Annotated in this window: 21 protein-coding genes and 1 pseudogene; 4 read left to right on the top strand and 18 right to left on the bottom strand. The window is 69.8% G+C overall.

The window, feature by feature from the left end:
* Nucleotide 1 precedes the first annotated feature (1 nt).
* A complete protein-coding gene (locus tag ACIPFH_RS20875) occupies nucleotides 2-826 on the top strand; it encodes an oxidoreductase (protein ID WP_401828318.1) in 825 nt (274 codons plus the stop codon).
* A 409-nt stretch (nucleotides 827-1,235) separates the two neighbouring features.
* Here ACIPFH_RS20875 and ACIPFH_RS20870 read toward each other — a convergent pair whose 3' ends face one another.
* Nucleotides 1,236-2,069 (bottom strand): HAD family hydrolase, encoded by an 834-nt coding sequence (locus ACIPFH_RS20870; protein ID WP_401828317.1) that lies wholly within the window; start codon nucleotides 2,067-2,069, stop codon nucleotides 1,236-1,238.
* 575 nt (nucleotides 2,070-2,644) lie between these two features.
* On the opposite strand from ACIPFH_RS20870, the gene ssd reads away from it, so the two are divergent.
* Nucleotides 2,645-3,757 (top strand): septum site-determining protein Ssd, encoded by a 1,113-nt coding sequence (gene ssd, locus ACIPFH_RS20865; protein ID WP_401828315.1) that lies wholly within the window; start codon nucleotides 2,645-2,647, stop codon nucleotides 3,755-3,757.
* Nucleotides 3,754-4,377: pseudogene (locus tag ACIPFH_RS20860) on the top strand (ATPase, T2SS/T4P/T4SS family); the annotation flags it as partial. The gene ssd and the pseudogene ACIPFH_RS20860, both read left to right, overlap by 4 nt.
* A 220-nt stretch (nucleotides 4,378-4,597) precedes the next feature.
* On the opposite strand, the gene ACIPFH_RS20855 reads toward ACIPFH_RS20860, so the two are convergent.
* Complete coding sequence (locus tag ACIPFH_RS20855; protein WP_401828314.1) at nucleotides 4,598-4,915, bottom strand: hypothetical protein; 318 nt, start codon at nucleotides 4,913-4,915, stop codon at nucleotides 4,598-4,600.
* The gene (locus tag ACIPFH_RS20850; protein ID WP_401828312.1) at nucleotides 4,912-5,109 is read right to left on the bottom strand and encodes a hypothetical protein; all 198 of its coding nucleotides are present in this window, start codon (nucleotides 5,107-5,109) and stop codon (nucleotides 4,912-4,914) included. The genes ACIPFH_RS20855 and ACIPFH_RS20850 overlap by 4 nt, the downstream gene beginning before the upstream one ends.
* A 164-nt stretch (nucleotides 5,110-5,273) precedes the next feature.
* On the opposite strand from ACIPFH_RS20850, the gene ACIPFH_RS20845 reads away from it, so the two are divergent.
* The gene (locus ACIPFH_RS20845; protein WP_401828311.1) at nucleotides 5,274-5,507 is read left to right on the top strand and encodes a GntR family transcriptional regulator; all 234 of its coding nucleotides are present in this window, start codon (nucleotides 5,274-5,276) and stop codon (nucleotides 5,505-5,507) included.
* A gap of 50 nt (nucleotides 5,508-5,557) precedes the next feature.
* Here ACIPFH_RS20845 and ACIPFH_RS20840 read toward each other — a convergent pair whose 3' ends face one another.
* The 15 genes from ACIPFH_RS20840 to ACIPFH_RS20770 all read right to left on the bottom strand — a co-directional run bounded on the left by ACIPFH_RS20840 (nucleotide 5,558) and on the right by ACIPFH_RS20770 (nucleotide 17,044).
* The gene (locus tag ACIPFH_RS20840; protein ID WP_401828310.1) at nucleotides 5,558-5,926 is read right to left on the bottom strand and encodes a hypothetical protein; all 369 of its coding nucleotides are present in this window, start codon (nucleotides 5,924-5,926) and stop codon (nucleotides 5,558-5,560) included.
* The gene (locus ACIPFH_RS20835) at nucleotides 5,916-6,344 is read right to left on the bottom strand and encodes a hypothetical protein (protein ID WP_401828309.1); all 429 of its coding nucleotides are present in this window, start codon (nucleotides 6,342-6,344) and stop codon (nucleotides 5,916-5,918) included. Before ACIPFH_RS20835 ends, ACIPFH_RS20840 begins: the two co-directional genes overlap by 11 nt.
* The gene (locus ACIPFH_RS20830) at nucleotides 6,344-6,610 is read right to left on the bottom strand and encodes a hypothetical protein (RefSeq protein ID WP_401828308.1); all 267 of its coding nucleotides are present in this window, start codon (nucleotides 6,608-6,610) and stop codon (nucleotides 6,344-6,346) included. The genes ACIPFH_RS20835 and ACIPFH_RS20830 overlap by 1 nt, the downstream gene beginning before the upstream one ends.
* 23 nt (nucleotides 6,611-6,633) lie before the next feature.
* Nucleotides 6,634-7,575 carry a hypothetical protein gene (locus ACIPFH_RS20825; protein ID WP_401828306.1) on the bottom strand — a complete coding sequence of 314 codons (942 nt, stop codon included), beginning with the start codon at nucleotides 7,573-7,575 and terminating at the stop codon, nucleotides 6,634-6,636.
* A 65-nt stretch (nucleotides 7,576-7,640) separates the two neighbouring features.
* A complete protein-coding gene (locus ACIPFH_RS20820) occupies nucleotides 7,641-8,015 on the bottom strand; it encodes a hypothetical protein (protein WP_401828305.1) in 375 nt (124 codons plus the stop codon).
* 32 nt (nucleotides 8,016-8,047) lie between these two features.
* Nucleotides 8,048-8,542, bottom strand: a complete 495-nt coding sequence (locus ACIPFH_RS20815) for a hypothetical protein (RefSeq protein WP_401828303.1) — start codon at nucleotides 8,540-8,542, stop codon at nucleotides 8,048-8,050.
* A complete protein-coding gene (locus ACIPFH_RS20810; RefSeq protein WP_401828302.1) occupies nucleotides 8,539-8,976 on the bottom strand; it encodes a hypothetical protein in 438 nt (145 codons plus the stop codon). The genes ACIPFH_RS20815 and ACIPFH_RS20810 overlap by 4 nt, the downstream gene beginning before the upstream one ends.
* 10 nt (nucleotides 8,977-8,986) lie before the next feature.
* On the bottom strand, nucleotides 8,987-11,452 hold the full coding sequence (locus tag ACIPFH_RS20805) for a LamG-like jellyroll fold domain-containing protein (RefSeq protein ID WP_401828300.1): 2,466 nt from the start codon (nucleotides 11,450-11,452) through the stop codon (nucleotides 8,987-8,989).
* Nucleotides 11,453-11,467: 15 nt separating this feature from the next.
* Nucleotides 11,468-13,666 (bottom strand): hypothetical protein, encoded by a 2,199-nt coding sequence (locus tag ACIPFH_RS20800; RefSeq protein ID WP_401828299.1) that lies wholly within the window; start codon nucleotides 13,664-13,666, stop codon nucleotides 11,468-11,470.
* Between the two features lie 133 nt (nucleotides 13,667-13,799).
* Nucleotides 13,800-14,264, bottom strand: coding sequence for a hypothetical protein (locus ACIPFH_RS20795; protein WP_401828297.1), 465 nt, complete (start codon nucleotides 14,262-14,264; stop codon nucleotides 13,800-13,802).
* Nucleotides 14,265-14,272: 8 nt separating this feature from the next.
* A complete protein-coding gene (locus ACIPFH_RS20790; RefSeq protein WP_401828295.1) occupies nucleotides 14,273-14,779 on the bottom strand; it encodes a hypothetical protein in 507 nt (168 codons plus the stop codon).
* Nucleotides 14,780-14,786: 7 nt separating this feature from the next.
* Nucleotides 14,787-15,773 (bottom strand): phage tail tube protein, encoded by a 987-nt coding sequence (locus ACIPFH_RS20785; protein WP_401828294.1) that lies wholly within the window; start codon nucleotides 15,771-15,773, stop codon nucleotides 14,787-14,789.
* Nucleotides 15,774-15,776: 3 nt separating this feature from the next.
* Nucleotides 15,777-16,001, bottom strand: a complete 225-nt coding sequence (locus ACIPFH_RS20780) for a hypothetical protein (RefSeq protein ID WP_401828292.1) — start codon at nucleotides 15,999-16,001, stop codon at nucleotides 15,777-15,779.
* Between the two features lie 26 nt (nucleotides 16,002-16,027).
* Entirely contained in the window at nucleotides 16,028-16,492 is a 465-nt protein-coding gene (locus ACIPFH_RS20775) for a hypothetical protein (RefSeq protein ID WP_401828290.1), read from the bottom strand.
* On the bottom strand, nucleotides 16,493-17,044 hold the full coding sequence (locus tag ACIPFH_RS20770) for a head-tail connector protein (RefSeq protein WP_401828289.1): 552 nt from the start codon (nucleotides 17,042-17,044) through the stop codon (nucleotides 16,493-16,495).
* Between the last annotated feature and the right edge of the window lie 11 nt (nucleotides 17,045-17,055).

The following is a 17,055-nucleotide window of genomic DNA, read 5'->3' as shown; positions in this document are numbered from 1 at the left end:
CATGAGTACGACAGGCGCGTCCGCCGATCCGCTCGCGGCCCTGGGCTCCTTGCCCGGTGTGGCCGAGTCCGTGGAGTCCATGCGCAAGGCCGTGGACCGGGTCTACGGGCACCGCGTCATGCGCCGCCGCAGCACCGAGATCACCTCGGAGGCCGCGCTGCGCGGTGCCCGCGGCTCGGCAGCCCTGTCCGGGGCGGACTGGGCGTTGGAGGAGGTGCGTCGGCGTACCGACTTCGGTGTCGACGACGAGGCGCGCGTCATGGGCGCGGCTCTGCGGCTGTCCGCCGAGGCGGGCCAGTTGCTCTCCATCTGGCGGCAGTCGCCGCTGCGGGTGCTGGCACGGCTGCATCTGGTGGCCGCGGCGAGCAATGGCGACGACGTCGGACGTCCGCGACAGGCCGGCGAGACGGTCGACGAGCCGCTGATCGATCTGCCGCTGCCGGACGCCGCCGAGGTGGCAGGCCGCCTCGAGGGGTTGTCCGAGTTGATCATCGCGGGAGGCTCCGCGCCCGCCCTCGTGACGGCTTCCGTGGTGCACGGCGAGCTGCTGGCCCTGCGCCCCTTCGTCTCCTACAACGGCCTCGTCGCGCGGGCCGCCGAGCGCATCGTCCTGATCGGCGGCGGCCTCGACCCCAAGTCGGTCTGCCCGGCCGAGGTGGGGCACGCCGAGCTGGGGCGGGCGGCCTATGGGGCGGCCCTCGACGGCTACGTCGCCGGCACTCCGGACGGCATGGCGGCCTGGATCGCACACTGTGGCAGGGCGGTCGAGCTGGGTGCCCGCGAGTCGACGGCGGTCTGCGAGGCGCTGCAGCGCGGGGCGGCGTAAGCCTCGTAGGAGGGGTGTGGGCACGGAAAAGGCCCCCGCGCGGGGGCCTTTGAAAAGGGTTGCGGCGGTACGAGTTCTCGTACCGCCGCTGGCATGCTCGCCCGGTTACCAAGCGTCCTCGATATATTGCCCATCAGGTCGGGAACTTTGCCCGTCCCTGGTGCGGCTGGCCCGTAATCGACGGGTCGACGTCGCGTGGGTGCCAAGTGGTCATGCGCGGTCCGTGGGGCCAACTGCGTTATGAAGGTGATCCTCTCGGATGTCCTTGGTCTCGCGGGCCGTTAAGTCCTTTGTACTCCTGGGCCGGGATAAGCGGAAGTGCTGGCACCAGTTCTTTGCTTTACTCCCAAACAGGTTTCAAACGGGCGGTACCCAGTGGTGACGGGCCGTCCCACGCGCGGGTGCCCGGTCAGACAGTCGCCGCACGGCGCCGGTTCGCGTACCAGACGAGGCCCGCGGTGGCTGCCGCCGCTCCTATGGCCGCGGCCGCGACGAGCGCGGGGCGGGGCGGTACGGAGAACGTGGGAATCCGCTGCTTGAGGCGCACCGGACGGTGGAAGTCGAGAATCGGCCACGCGCGCGCGACGGCCTCTCGTCGCAGGGCCCGGTCCGGGTTCACGGCGTGCGGGTGCCCCACCGCCTCCAGCATCGGCAGGTCGGTCGCCGAGTCGCTGTAGGCGTAACAGCGTGAGAGGTCGTACCCCTCGGACTCCGCCAGCTCCTTGATCGCCTCCGCCTTCGTCGGACCGTAGGCGTAGTACTCCACCTCGCCGGTGAAGCAGCCGTCCTCGCCCACGACCATGCGGGTGGCGACCACGCGGTCCGCGCCGAGCAGCTCACCGATCGGTTCGACCACCTCGGCGCCCGACGTGGACACGATCACGACGTCACGGCCGGCCGTGTGGTGCTCCTCGATCAGGGAGGCCGCCTCGTCGTAGATCAGCGGGTCGATCAGGTCGTGAAGGGTCTCGGCCACGATCTCCTTCACCTGTTGGACGTTCCAGCCGCGCACGAGGGCGGACAGGTACTCGCGGGTCCGTTCCATCTGGTCGTGGTCCATACCGCCCACGAGGAAGACGAACTGGGCATATGCGGTCCGCAGGGCCGCCCTACGGTTGATCAGACCGCCTTGGTAGAAGGACTTGCTGAAGGTGAGCGTGCTCGACTTCGCAATGACCGTCTTGTCCAGGTCAAAGAAGGCCGCTGTGCGGGGCAAGGAGTGGTTTTCCACAACCATGAGCATAGGGGCAGCTCATTCGGCGTAAGGTGGGCGCGTGGGTTTGCCTGAGAAGGCTCTCGGGTACACCATGGAAGTCACGGATCGTTCGCGACCGTGCTAACGCGGTCCGGCTCCTCCCCCCCCCCGAGTCGGCCGTGAAGGCGACCCCCGCTCTCCCCCCCGGCGGGGGTCGTCGCATGTCCGGATGCGTTTTCCCCTTCTGCGCGCGGCCCACAGTGCCGCACCGAGGCGACTGCGGTCGCCTCTTTCGCATGCCCACCTGCTGTCACTGTGCGTAGTTGTCGGACTCCGCTGCGGAAGTCGCACAGCAGATGGTGCAGGGGTCACCGGTAAGGGTGACGGCGATATTCACAACTGCCCACCCGTCCACAGTTTTCCACCAAGATCCACACGATTTCCGGGTTCGCTGCACCGTGATTCCAACGCGTCCGCTCGTGCCGACTTCACAGGGCCGGTTCCGTTTGCCGGAGGCGTTCGGCCGGATTCCGTCGGCCGTTCATATGGAGACCGGCTGCCGGTTCTTCACACGTATGGGAATCGCGGGGCCGCAGGGACTGGGCGACCCGCAGCGAAGGGGGATGGAAATCGTGACCGGAGCCGTCACACACGACCCGCCACCCACTGCCGGAGGCGGACCGGGCAAGCCACTGATCGTCACGGAGGACGCGGAACTCCTCGACGATCTGCTGCGGCTGTGCGCCGCGGCCGGCGCCACACCCGAGGTGCACCACTCGGTGCCGGAACGCCGGGGCACTTGGGAGTCCGCACCGCTCGTCCTGGTCGGCGACGACGCGGCACCTCGTGTCCGTGGGGCCGCCCGCAGACGCGGAGTCGTCCTCGTCGGCCGGGATCAGGACGACTCGGGGGTGTGGCAGCGCGCCGTGGAGATCGGCGCCGACCACGTCCTGATGCTGCCCGACGGCGAACAGTGGCTGGTCGACCGCATCGCCGACGTAGCCGAGGGCGTCGGCAGGCCCGCCCTCACCATCGGCGTCATCGGCGGACGCGGCGGCGCCGGAGCATCCACGCTCGCGTGCGCCCTGGCCGTCACCTCCGCGCGAGAAGGGCTGCGCACCCTCCTCGTCGACGCCGATCCGCTGGGCGGCGGACTCGACGTACTCCTCGGCGGCGAGAGCGCGGAAGGCCTGCGCTGGCCCGCGTTCGCCGCCTCGCGCGGCCGGGTCGGAGGCGGCGCCCTGGAGGAGTCGCTGCCCAGGCTGCACTCTCTGCGGGTGCTCAGCTGGGACCGGGGCGACTGCGTCGCCATCGCGCCCCAGGCCGTGCGCGCGGTGCTGGCGGCTGCCCGTCGCCGGGGCGGCACGGTCGTCGTCGACCTCCCCCGCCGCATCGATGACGGAGTCGCCGAAGTCCTCGCCCAGCTCGACCTCGGGCTCCTCGTGGTCCCCGCCGAACTGCGCGCCGTCGCGGCGGGCAAGCGCGTGGCCTCCGCGGTCGGCATGGTGCTGCGTGACCTGCGAGTAGCGGTGCGCGGCCCCTACGCGCCCGGACTCGACGACAGCGAGGTGGCCCGACTGCTCGGGCTGCCGCTGGCCGGCGAGGTGCCCGTCGAGTCGGGGCTGCTGCGCCCGGACGGCGGCAAGGCACCGCCGGGTGCGGCCGCGCGCGGGTCCCTCGCCCGCTTCTGCAAGGAGTTCTGGGAGCGCGCGCTGACCGAGGCGGGTGGCTCATGAACGACCGGCCCGGCCTCGAACGGGTGAGAGGGACCGGAACGCTGCTCGACGGCGTCCGGCAGTGGCTGGCCGACAGCGGTGCCGAACCGACACCCGCGCGCGTGGCTCAGGCGCTCCGCGAACAGGGGCGGGTCCTCGGGGACGCGGAGGTCCTCGGCGCGGCCGAGCAACTACGGTCCGAGCTGATCGGCAGCGGGCCGCTGGAGCCTTTGCTCACCGACCCCAGGGTGACCGACGTCCTGGTGTCCGCCCCGGACCGGGTCTGGGTCGACCGGGGCGGCGGCCTGGAGCTGACCGGCGTCTCCTTCCCGGACGCGGCGGCCGTACGGCGCCTCGCACAGCGTCTGGCCGCCGTGGCCGGACGGCGCCTGGACGACGCCCGGCCCTGGGCCGACGCCCGGCTGCCCGACGGGACGCGACTGCACGCGGTGCTGCCCCCGGTCGCCGTCGGCTGCACCTGCCTGTCGCTGCGCGTCGTGCGACCCCGGGCGTTCACGCTCGGCGAACTGGTGGCGGCGGGCACGGTTCCGCCGGGCGGGGACAGGGTGCTGCGGGCCCTGGTCCGGGCACGGCTGTCCTTCCTGGTCAGCGGGGGCACCGGCAGTGGCAACCCCAATCTATGACTATGACGCCACTCAATGGATCACGCCGGAGAGTTCTCCTGGTGCCCCAGTATTGCGGCTCTGACCTGCGGTTATGTGGACCAATTCGGCGCCGCCTGGGCAAACCTTGGAATCCAAGGTTGGGCAGAAATGGGCCCCGGCCGGCGACGGGGACGCCAGGCCGGGGCCGCAGATCCCGCCCGCCCCCATCGGCGTGGGGTGCAGGGCGGGCGGGAGATCAGCCGCTCTTCTGGCTGCGGAGCGCGAGCGTGTACAGGGCCGCGCTGTCCGGGCAGTAGTCCCGGTGGATGCAGCGGGCGCACGTCGTGACGTGGATGTCGTAGACCCGCCCGGCCTCACGCCTTGCGCAGGAGCGGCAGCCGCGCGGCTCCCACCGCTTCAGCGCCCCGCCGATGACGCTGAGCCGCGGGCCCAGCTCGATCGAGGCCGGGCCGCCGCACCACACGCACCGCTTCCCCTCGACCCGCTCGGCGGGCAGGTCGGCCGCCTTGGGCACCCGCAGCATCTCGGCCGCGTTCACGAAGCCGGGGTTCACGGCTGGTCCGCAACGGGCACCAGGCCGTGCTTCTCTCGGCAGGGGGCACAGGCGAACCGGCCGCCGCCGGAGCCGGAGCCCTGCTCGATGATCTGCACCAGGCGGCAGGTGCTGGCGAACTCGCCGTGCCATGAGCACCAGGCGAATGAGCTGGGGATGGTCGGGGCGGGGGTGTCCTGCATAGGCTCTGCCATGTCGATGCTCCTCGAAAGCGTCGTCCATGCCCCCGGGCCGTTCGTCGCGGCCGCGGGGGTCAGTTGTGTGAGCCACGGTAGGCAGCCTGTACACCCCTGTCCACGCATAGCTATACCTAGGTATCTCTATGCCCTGATACGTCCGCATATCTAGAGTCGGATGGGTGATCGACTACGACCCGACGCGGCCCAAGTGGGAGCAGATCGCTGACGTGCTGCGCGAGCGCATCGCCAGCGGCGAGCTCCCGCCCCGCGCCCTCGTCTCCGAGGTGCAGCTCGAGGCCGAGTTCGACGTCGCCCGCGGCACCGTCCGCAAGGTCACGGCCGCGCTCCGCGAGGAGGGCCTACTCACCACCACACCCGGCATGGGCAGCTTCGTCGCCGACCCTCAGACATGACGAAGCGGCCCCGCCCTCCCACGGGGGGAGAGCGGGGCCGCATCACGCAGTCAGGTGTTGAGGTCGTGCAGGTACGGCCGGACTTCCTCCGGTACCGGCTGCGGGGGCGGGGGCGGTTCCAGCCGCTGCTGCCGCATGTACCCGACGAGGGAGCGTGCCCACCCGGCGAGGTACCGGAGCGCGAAGTCCTGTTCGGTGATCCTCCCCCGGTCCCGCTCGGACTGCGCCTTCTGCTGAGCCAGCTCGGTCTTCACCTCGCCCAGGCTGGTGCGGAGTTCGCCGACGATGGTGGTGAAGTCGTCACGCCTCTGCTGCCCGCGTGGCGGGCGACGGCCGACGATGGCCGTGAGGACCATGCCCCCGGCGGTCACCGAGGCGACGGCAAGCGCGGACAGTGCGGTCAGCATCTCAGCGCCCACGCGGCGCCTCCTGTCTCGAGCGCGGCGGTTCGTCCCAGCCGATCGCCACCAGGCAGACCGCACCGAACGCGCCGAAAATCAACGACCCCACCCAGCCGCGCGGGTACTCGCCGAGCGGCCACCACGCCACCAGAAACGCCATGGACCACGGGGCGGTGATCGCCCACACGGCGAGGAACCCGGGCCAGTCCCGGCCCTGCGGCAGCCACGCGCACACCAGGGCGGTCAGCCCAGCGACGATCCACGCGGTGGCCCAGGCCTGCAATGGCATGAGCTTCAGCAGGCACAGGCCGCGCCGGTCACCGAGCGGCTCGACCAGCTGCCCGTATCCGTACAGGGTGGCGATCACGCCCTTGAGGGTGAGCAGTGCGCCGCGGCGGCCCAGACGTCGGGTGAGCCGCCGGACCGCCGCGCACATCACACTCCCCTGGCGAGCGACGCCGAGTTCTTCGTGCCGAACGCGCGGGCGAGCATCCCCTTCAGCAGGGTGCCGCCCGCCGCGATTCCGGCCGCGGCCATCGTCTCCCAGAACGAGGCGTGGAACATGTCGGCCGGCCCGGCCGCGATCGCGACGCCGCCGGCCGCGACGACCGCCGTGGCGAGGGTGCGCTCGGCGAGGTCTCTCGCGTAGGTCTTGCCGGTCTTGATGACGGTCTCGGCGTCGGGCAGGTGGATCTCAGACATGGCGGTCTCCTTGCGTGGTGGGGTCAGTCAGCGAGTCGGTTGGCGAGGAGGTCGGCGACCTTCTCGGCGAGGGCGTCCAGGTCGACGCCGCCGACGGCGAGGCTGTCGACCTTGGCCTTGACGTCCGCGACGTCCGCGGCCACTGCGCGGGTCGCCTTGAGGGTGAGGCCGAGGAAGCTGGACACCGCCCACTCCACGGTCGGGTCGTCCGGAGACTTGGCGCCGTTCGCGCCGGTCACGACCTGGCGGCCGATGGCCTTGATCTCGTCAGTGGTGAGAGCCACTGCTTCCTCCTCTGGGTCTGTCTGGCCCTTGGCCAGGGCGATGACGCGGGCGAAATTGAGGGAGCCCGGGTCTCCGTGGTCGTTCTCGGGGACGTGCTGGTGTCCGCACCAGCCCCGGAAGGCTTGCCACTGGGCGCCCGTCATGCGGGCGGGGCTCGCCCCGTAGGAGGCGGGGGTGATGCCAGGCCGGCGGGCGTCCTTGCCGTAGGCGAGCCACTCGCTGACGCAGGTGAGGGGAACGCTGTGGTAGTCGTTCAGCCAGCGGACCAGCCAGGCGACTTCGGCGAGGGCCCAGTCGGGGGCGGTCGGCCAGTGCAGGTAGTCGACTCCGGCTTTCTTGCCGTCCCAGCTGGTCTTCTTCGAGTCGTCGCAGGTGCCGACGAGCTCGATCTGGAAGGCGTTCGCGGTGTTCGTCTCGACGCCGCCGAGCTTGTTGGCGAGGGCGCGCGCGGACTCGTCGACGTCGTAGTGCTGGTACCAGCGGATCTTGCGGGCGGCGATGTCCGGGACGCCGGTCACGGTCGGAGCGATGGCGCCGCCGTTGTAGTCGGGCAGCGTCCGCCCTTCCGTGGTGTGGACGACTCCGCAGTTCACTTCCATGTCGGAGCCGGAGTACTGGCCGGTGCCGTAGAAGTGGGCCTGTGAGGCGCCGGTGATTTTCTGGGGGCCCGTCTTGGCCATGAGCCCTCCTCGGGGCATGACGAAAACCCCGGCCATCGGCTCGGGGCGTGAGGTGCTGGAGAGGGTCAGACGGCGGGCAGCAGCAGGAACCCTGTGACCCAGAGGTTGCCGTTCGCGGCGGCGATCGTGGCCGGGTCTACCGGCGTCGTGCTGGCCCCGCTGTAGAGGTACAGGTTCGACAGGGCCAGCCCGGCAGATGCGCCGGCGCGCAGGCCCGATGCGGCGTAGGTCTCGTCGACGGTGACGAGCATCGACACGACGTGCGTCGCGCCCACGGGGTGCTGGAGCTCGAGGCGGTCGGCATGCTGAGCGACCCCCGTCACCCCGGACGGCTGGTGCGCCGAGTTGCTGATCAGGGCCCAGCCGGTCCCGGTGTTACGTAGAGCGCAGGCGACGAGCTGTAGCCGGGCCCCTGTCTCAGTCTTCAGTACGTGCTGCACAGCGGTCCCCTTCGGGAGCATCAGACGCTCGGTCAGGTGGAGGTCTGGTACTCGAGCTGGGCCCGCAGGATGTGCGTGTTGGCCAGGGTGTTGGGGACGGTCGGGGACATCGTCGCGGCACGGCTGTCGCCGGAGCTGGTCGAGAACACGCACTGGAATGCCGCGTTGCCACCGGACAAGACGGTCTGCCCGATCCAGGTGTCAGTGCTGGCGAGGCGGGCGTTGCCGAGGTAGTCGACGCTGCTGGCCGAAGTGAACGGGACGCTGAAGCTGTAGACGCCGCTGCCGTAGGTGGTGGTCGATCCCATCTGGATGCGGATGTCGACGATGCATTTGCGGCCGATTTTCAGGTACCGGCCGGCGATGGTCGCGTTGCCGACGACCGGGTTGGTGGTGGCTGCGGTCCACGTCGGGGTGTAGGTGGTCCACGCGTCGAAGATCGAGGAGAACTGGTCTCTTACCTCTTGGTTGAGCAGGGCGGCGGTGACGACCTCGCCCACCACCCACGTCCTCGGTGCGAACGTCACGCCGCCTCACTCTCCTGCTCTTCTTCCTCGAGGTCTTCGACCACGCGGTACGGGTTGGTCGGGTCGTCGGGGTGCCACCAGTTCCGCAAGTTCGGCAGGTCGTCGGCGATGGACGCCTCGACCGCATCCGCGTCTTCGGGAAAGATGAGGAACACCCAGCCGAGACCGCACTCGGTGCACGCCATCCGCGGGTCCTTCGGCGAGACGACCTGCGCCGACCCGCACGGGCAGTCCGCCACCCAGCGGTTGTGGTTGATCCGGGCGTAGCCCTGCTGCCCGATGATGAATCCGACGGGCGGGACCAGGCGCCGCTGCTGGCGCAGTTCCGCCCACCGGAACACCCGCTCGGCCGGCGGGATCTGTGACCAGTCCTCCGGTCGACGGGCGGGCGGTGGCAGGTAGAACGTCTCTGCGCGCACGACAGCAATGGGCATGCGGCTGCTCCTAGTAGGCGAGGCGGGTCGTGGACCCGAGGACGGAGTAGGTCGCGTCGTCGAGGACCCAGACGCTGTCGTTGAAGGACTGCGACGTGAAGAACCGGATGTAGTGCGAGCGGTCCTTGAGCGTCTCCGTGTAGCCCTCGACGGTCACGCGGATCGTCGACGCGTGGGACTGCGACGGCATGGTCAGCACGGAGAAGTACGAGGAGATCTCGGCGTCGAGGATGTCCAGGAAGGTGGCCATCGTGTACGCCTCGATGGGCACTTCGCGCAGCTCAGAGCCGGGATCGGCGTAGCGCGAGACCTTCCAGTACGCGGCGTCCAGCACGGAGTTGTCGGACGTCTTGAGCAGGACCAGGGCGCCCGGGTCGTAGGTGCCGTAGGCGAGGACGGAAGCGGGCGCGGTCACCCGCTGCGTGGCGCCGCCCGGCCGGGACGCCTCGAGCGTGTTGACCATCTTCTGGTCGTCGTTGGCCAGCCGGACGTCCCTGGTTTCCAGGTCGGCGTAGTCGATCGTGAAAACCTCGGACACCGGGGTCGGGTTGTAGCGCACGTCCCGGGACTGGAACGCCAGGCCGTAGTAGTCGCGCTCGGCGAACAGCCGGCCGGACTCGGTCGTCTCGACCTCCTTCATCCGGGCCACGACGGACGATCCGCCCGGGCCCTGCGAGGCGACCGGGTCGAACGTGCTGCCCCAGATCGTCACGCTGGTCAGGTCGGAGTAGGTGGCCAGGCGTTCGATCCGCTCGTCGGCACTCTCGCCGGAGAACCCTGTGCTGCCCGCCTCGTATCGGATGGGCGACAGGGTGGAGACGATGTCGCCCTGGGCGTGGGTGACGGCCACGTGCGCGAGCTGCCCGGAGAACATCCGCAGTCCGCGGTAGCCACCGATGTGGAGGGTGCGCAGGCCGGGAGTGTCCACGACGGACGCGGTGATCGGACCGGCGACGCCGTCGATCCACAGCTGCTTGCTGGAGTAGCCGTCGTGGAAGATGTGGTGCCACGCACCGTCGTTGATGACGCGCAGGCTGTTGTACACGGTGGGGGTGCCGCCGCTGTTGGTGTGCTCGATGGTGAGCTCGCCGGAGGCGCTGATGGCCATGACGTACTGGCTGTCGAGCTGGGGGTGGAACATCCCGAGGATCGCCCTGGACGTGGTCGTCGTCTTGACCCAGAACTCGACGTTCATCGGCGTGCTGCTCGACGTGTCCTGGAACGTCTGGCCCAGGTCTCCGACCAGGTACTTCCCGGCGCTGGTGCTGGCCGGAGTGAAGGTGGCCGAGGTGTCGCCTGTCTCCGGTAGTCCCTCGCCGCCGAACTCCAGCGTCCCGCCTGCGCTGACCTGGGTGATGGCGAGGGCCCCGGCGCCGCTGCCGCTGATGTCGCCCGCGGCCGCCGCGTCGGAGGCCTCGGTCAGCGGGTAGTACGCGGACAGCGTCGTCGTCACGCTGGGCACCGACTGGTGCAGGATCTCCTCGGCCAGCATGCTCTTCAGCACCGGCTGCCGGTTGAGCCGCTTGAACAGGTCGGACGCCGTGATGGCCACCTTGCTGCCCAGGCCCTCGAACTCCACTGGCCATTCGTTGACCTGCCCGTAGAAGCGCGGCCGCACCTCCGCCCCGATCAGGTCCCACTCGATGTAGCCGGCCGTGCCGCCGGTGCGGGTCGTCGGCAGATCCACGGCGTGGGTCTGGCTGGTGACCCAGGCCGGGGTGGCCAGGGTGCGCCGGGTCGTCCAGTCGTAGCCGTCGCCGGAGGTCTCCCAGTACACGGTGCCGCCGGCCTCACGCACACGCAGCCACGCGTGATCGATGGCCGAGTAGGTCAGGTTGGTGGGGGTGCCGTCCGCGAAGCCGACCTGGCTCATGGCGGCGAGGACGCCGGTGAGGGCGTCGTACCTCCACCCGATCCGGGTGCCGGACGTGGTCGAGGTGACCCACATTGAGGCCGCCGCATTGGACGATCCGTTCGCGGCGGGCACGGTCGCGAGCTTCGCGGTGAGCTTGCTGGCCAGCAGCTTCCAGCTACGGGCGCTGGTGAAGTTGGTGTCGACGCCCGGGGCCATCGGGATCCGGAGCCGGCCGGTCGCGGTCTCTGTCGGGCTGCCCGTCGAAGTCGGCCACAGTGCGCTGTCGATGCGGCCGTCGTCGAAGTCGTCGCCCAGCATCTCCAGCGGGTAGGGCGCCGACCCGGACACCGTGGGCATGACCGCCCGCGAGATCCGGATCGGCGCGTTGCGCCGCACGAACGGGTAGTACGGGCTGGCCGCATTGTCTGGGGTGAGGTAGCCGTCCGCGTTGTCGAGGGTGAGGCTGGCCTCCCCCCGCTGCGCGTCCCCCAGCTCGTCGGCAGCGCCCCGGGTGATCACCACGCCCTGGCCGTCGTCGAGGCGCGTGCTGATGTCCGTCCACGTGATGGTCCACGGGTACTGCACCAGCCCGCCCCAACCCATCTCCACAAGCACCGGCACGCTGTGCCCCCTCCATCATCCGAATCCGTATCCCGCGCCGCCCCTGCCGCGCTTTGCCTTGAGCAGCCGGTTCTCCACCTCGCGCGCTACCGCTTGAGGGTCGGAGACACCGGTGACCGTGATGTGCACGACGGTCGTCCCGCCTCCGCCCCCGCCAACGGCGGCCGCCCGCCCCAGCACCGGCCGTGCGCTGGCCACGCGGCCAGTCACCGTGCTGAGGGTGTCGTCGTTGATGGCCTCGACGATCGGCCGGTACTTGGCCGTCGACCGCGCATTGATCATGTACTCGCCGTTCGAGGCCATGATCGGGATGCTGTCCGAGGTGCCCGTTCCAGCCCCTCGGATCGGCCCGCCGCCCGGAAACCCGATCGGGCCGCCGGTGGCTTTGCCGACGATGTCGTGGACGGACCGGTACGTCTTCGAGTTAGTGATGATGTACGTGGTGGCGGTCATGCCGTTGAGGCTGCTGAGCTGGGACTTCGCCGCCGCGACCTTCGCCTGGAGGTCAGAGATGTTGGCTTTGAGCGCGGCCTGCTTCGACGGAGGCACCGTCTTGAGTTTCGCCTTGGCCGTGGAGATCTGCTCGGTCCAGTTGTTGATGTTCAGCTTGAGCTTTCCTGCGGCCAGCTTCGGCGCGGACGAGGCCGCGAAGTTGTCAGCCTTCCGGGCGGCAGCGTCGAGGGTGTTGGCGTAGCTATGGCGGAAGGAGTCGAACTCCTTGTTCGCGGCCTTCAGCTTCGGGCCGATGCCGGGCACCCAGCCGAACGCCCTGGCGGCCGCGCTGACTGCCACGTTGGCGACGTCGAGGATGCCAGTGGAGATAAACGCGAACGCGCGGATGATGGTGGGCGCCGACCGGATGGCGGCGCCTGTCATGTCGAGGATCGCGCTGCCGAAAATGCGGGCGCCCTCGAGGATCGCTCCCTTGTTCTCCTGGATCGCCGCGTTCAGGCGTTGCAGCGGCCCCTTGGCCTGGTCGATCTGGGAGAAGGACGGCAGCAGTGTGCCGACGATGGCACCCGCGGTGTCGGCGATCGTGGGGCCGATGATGCGCAGGAAGTCGGTCACCGATTTGAGGCCGTAGCCCAGGTCCTTGAACACCGGCAGGAGGCCCTTGACGACTTTGCCGAGGATGTCGAGGGCGCCGGCGCTGCGCTCGCCCAGCCCGGTGAACAGCTCGCCGAGCAGCGGGCCGAAGGTGCGGGCGACCTCGCCGGAGAACCGGCCGATGGCGGGCAGGACGTCGTTGATCATGTTGAAGAAGCCGGTAAGAAACTTCGACGATCCGTCGATGCCGGTCTTCAGTCCGTCGAACATGCCGGGCAGTCCGACGCCGAGGAGGTCCCGCAGTCCTCCCGACAGTGCGGTGAGAGTCGGCTTCGACGCGGCACCGAAGTCGAGGAACGAGCGCCCCAGCCTGCCCAGCCCGGACAGCAGGTCACCGACGAACAGCTTGCCCATGTCCAGGTTGGCCTTGAGGTCTTTCTGGAACTGGCCGTTCTTGAACATCTTGCCCGCGCCCTCGGCAGCCTTGCCGAACGCGCCACCGAGATCGGTCATCCCCTGCCCGACGATCTTCACCAGGGGTGCCGCATCCTTCAGCGCCTTGGTGAAGCCGGGCAGCATCGCCTTCTGGATCTCCTTGCCGACTCCGCTGAACTCCTTCTTCACGGAGACGAGTTCCTTGACGAAGTCGCGGGCCGGCTTCGGCAGCTTCTTGAGGGCTTCGGCGTATTCCTTGTGCCCCTTGGTCTGGGCTTCCAGGGCCTCGGTGACGCCGGCGAAGCCGAGCTTCAGGGTGCCCATCGCCAGTCCGGCCCCGGCCGCCATCGGCACCAGCGCGCCGAGCGCGGGCAGCAGGGACAGGCCGACGATCGCGGCGACGCCCATCATGGCGCCGCCCAGGCCACCGCCCGACTTGCCGAGCGCACCGGCGGCGTCCCCGCCCGCGTCGCCGAGGTCGCCCAGGCGGCGGATCAGCATGGGCGTGCCGTCGCCCATCATCCGCTGTGCGTCTGCCGTCGACACGAACCGGCCTTGCAGGTCACGCAGCCTGCCGTTGGCGTCCTGCGTGAACCGGCGGACCGCTTGGCCGTTGTTGTTCATGTCGTCGTTGAGGCGGCGGTGCAGCCGGGTCGACGCGTCACCGGCCCCATTGAGGACGGGCGACAGGTGGTCGTCCCCGTCGAGGACGAACCGCAGGTGCTGCGCCATCACTCACCCCCCTGCCGTAGTGCTGCTTCGTGGCGGTCGATCCAGGCGGCGAGGTAGTCGAAGCGCTCCTCGGTGAGCGCGTCGACGTCGGCCGGGCTGTAGTGGAGGTAGAGGCCGAACAGCGGCAGGTAGTTCAGGACCCGGTCAGTGAAGCGTCCGTCTCCTTCTCCGTCTCCGGGTCGGCGGGGGCCTGGCCTTTTGGGGCCGTCACGTCGGCGATGGCGGCCTCTGCCCATTCGCGGTCGAAGCTCGCGTCGCGCAGCTCCTCGAACGCGTCACCGAGGTCGTCCGTCCCCTCGTACTTGTCGAAGAGATACTCGGCGAACGCCTGGGTTTCCTGCCTGTCGAGGCGAGCCCGCAGCTCGCCCTCGAACGGGTCGAACTGGGCGAACCGCAAGGTCGGCTCGGCCCGGCGCTTGAGGACGTAGGCCACGGTGCGCAGGGCGTTGATGTCGCCCTCCCTCATCCCCTCCTTGATGTCAGGCCAGCGTCCGTCCGCAGTGCGCTCGATGATCTGAATCTCGGAGGCCCGCAGCTTTCCGGGCCCGGCGTCGAAGTGCTGCTCTTCGCCATCGGCGGGTGCGTAGACGATGATCACGGATGCTCCTATTCGAGGCGGCGCCGGACGTCGTCCAGGACGCGCGCGACCTCTCGCTCCATACGGGGGGTGTGGCGGCGCACGGTGTTGTCCCACCACAGCGGGGTGGCGGTCTGCTCGGTCCACCGGCGCCGGTTGCCGAACACGGGGTGCCGGACCCGGCCGTCGTTCAAGACCTTGGGCATGTTCCGCAGGTCGGGCGGCAGTCGGCCCTTGTCGACCCAGACGCGTGCGCCCGGGCTGGACCCGGCCCGGATGCTGATCCGGATCGCGTCGGCGATAGTCGCACGCAGCGGGCGGGTGGTCGGCGAGGGGCCGCCCCGCTTGCCCCGGCCTCTGCCGCGCGAGCGGATCTCCAGCCCGCGGATCGAGGACTGGAGATCGTCGCGCAGCGGCTCGGCCGCGCGCCGGATGCGGCGGTGCAGCGAGCTGCGGATGTTCTCGCCACCGGCAGCGCGCAGGCGCCGCGACAGCTCCAGCAGGCTGCCGGTGTTCGTGATGCGTACATCGCGCACCTCAGGCTCACAGAGTCGTATCGGTCGAGATGTACTCGATCTTCGGCTGGTTGGTTCCGTCGTACAGCCCGACGTAGTTGAAGGACGGCTTCACGACGCCGAATCCGTCGACGGTCGGCGGCCCCTCGTCCAGGCGAACCGCGGGCAGCGTGATCCGGAGCGTCTCGAAAAACGTCGACGCGATGAGCGGTCCGACCCACTCCAGGACCAGGGACGTCGCGCCGTCCGAGGTGTGCAGGTCGTCCAAGGTGGTGCCGACGTAGTCGCTGTCCAGGGTGCCGGTGATCTTCACCTGGTCGTTCTCTACGGGTTCCTTCTTCAGCCCGGCCTGCCCGGCGTAGAACCGTTCGACGTCCTGGGGCCGCTCGATCTTGCAGCTGACCTTGCGAATCCCGTCCTGGGCGGTCTCCGCGCCGAACGTGCCGGTCTTGACGGCCAACTGCCCGAAGTGGAACGGGCTCATGTTGCTGTACGTGGCGGCGGCGAGGGTCTGGGCCTCGTCGACGTCCTTGGCGTCCACCTCGAACGACGCGGTGAGCATCTCGCCAACGCTGCAGGAGAACTCGCCCGACGTGATCTTGCAGCCCAGGAACGTCTTGTCGGTGACGACGCCCGTGGTGAGCGGCACACCCTTCTGGATCGTCAGGCTCTTACCAGCGACCGAGGCGAGGGTGTGGGTCTGGAGATACGCGGTCGTCGCCGCCTGCTGCACCGGCGTCACCGTCGTGCCCATGAGCGCCTGGAGCAGCAAGCCCATGGACTTGTTGGTGACCTCCAGCTCGATGGAGCCCGTGCCCTCGCGGCGGGTCAGCACGCGGCGGGCGGACAGCGGCAGCAGCCGGCCTGCAGCGATGCCGGCGCTCTGGGCCGTGGTCTTCTTCAGCGCCAGCGATTCCTTGGTGAACTCGATGAACTTCGTCGGCGCGACGAACGTTCCGTAGCTGCTCTCGGCGCTGATGCCGAGCTGGGCGCCGAGGCCCGATCCGATCGCCATGGATCAGCCCTCCGTCTTCTGCGGCTTGGCCGCGGTCTTCTTCAGCGGCGGGAGCGGCTCGGGCTCTGCACCCTTCGGCTCCTCGATGACCTCCCAGTTCGAGGGCTGGCAGGCGTAGCCCTCGAACCTTGCGTCGGGTACCTCGACGATCTCGTCGGGCTCGACAGTCCGGTTGCCCAGCTCGGGCACGGTGACCTGATCGGGCCCCAGGTAGCGCACACGCGCCATGGCGGAACTCCTCGGGTAGGGGTGGGTCAGATGCGGGCGCGGCAGGCGATCGTGAAGGCCAGGCCTGCGATCGCGCCCTCCGCGTGGGACTGGACCAGGTCGCCGGTGGTCAGCTCGGACCAGAGCACCGTGCCGTTCAGGTTGGGCGCCTCGGGCGCGTCGTTCGTGGCGCGGAGTGCCTGCTCGATGGCGGCGACCATCTCGAAGACCTTGCGCCGCCGGAAGGCCATGTCCTTGTCGCCGCCCCGCGATTCGGCGTAGCAGGCGATGACGAACTCCTCGTCACGGGTACGGGCGCCCGCGCCGCTCCACTGCTGTTGCAGGGTCACGGCCGACTCGGTGGACGGCGACCAGCCGATGTGGATGCGGTGCCGGTCGGTGGCGTTCACCGCGTCGGGACCGTCCACGACCCGCACGTCGTCCAGGTCGAGGGCGACGACGACGGCCACCAGGGCGTCGACCGCGTCGGGCACCCGGGATGTTGTCGGCATCTACGCCACCCCCGGCGGTAGCTTGAACGGCTCGAGCAGCTGCAACACCCGGTTGGGCACCGCGTAGCCGAAGCCGGGGATCGGGTCCGTCACCGACCAGTCGTCGGCCCCGCCGACCGGAACCCGGGTCGCCCCGTACTGGGTACGCCACAGGTGCTGCAGCAGGATCAGCGCCGCCAGCTTCACCGTCGGCGGGGTGGTCGCGCGGCCAGCGGTGTAGGTGACGGTGTACGACCCGATGGGGAAGCAACTGCCGTCGAGGAGGCCGATGATCCCGGCCGGGGTAACCGTGAGGGAATCCGCCGCGTAGCTGGTGCTTCCGCCCGGGGCGCCGCCTGCCAGCGTCGTCACGGACAGCAGCGGCGGGTGCAGGACGGACAGTGCGGGGCCACCGCCGGTGAGGACGTCGGTGACCTCCCGCTGCTCGACGACGCCCACGTAGCCCTCGATGACCGCGTCCAGAGAATCGACGTACAGCTGCAGCTCGAGGTCGTGGGTGTCGGTGTCGATGTCGAGTTGCCGTTTGGCCTCAGCGAGCGTCACCAGCGCCACGGCTCACCTCC

Source organism: Streptomyces sp. NPDC088157 (assembly GCF_044741545.1).
Lineage (GTDB): Bacteria > Actinomycetota > Actinomycetes > Streptomycetales > Streptomycetaceae > Streptomyces.
This window is presented reverse-complemented; position numbering and strand designations above follow the sequence as displayed.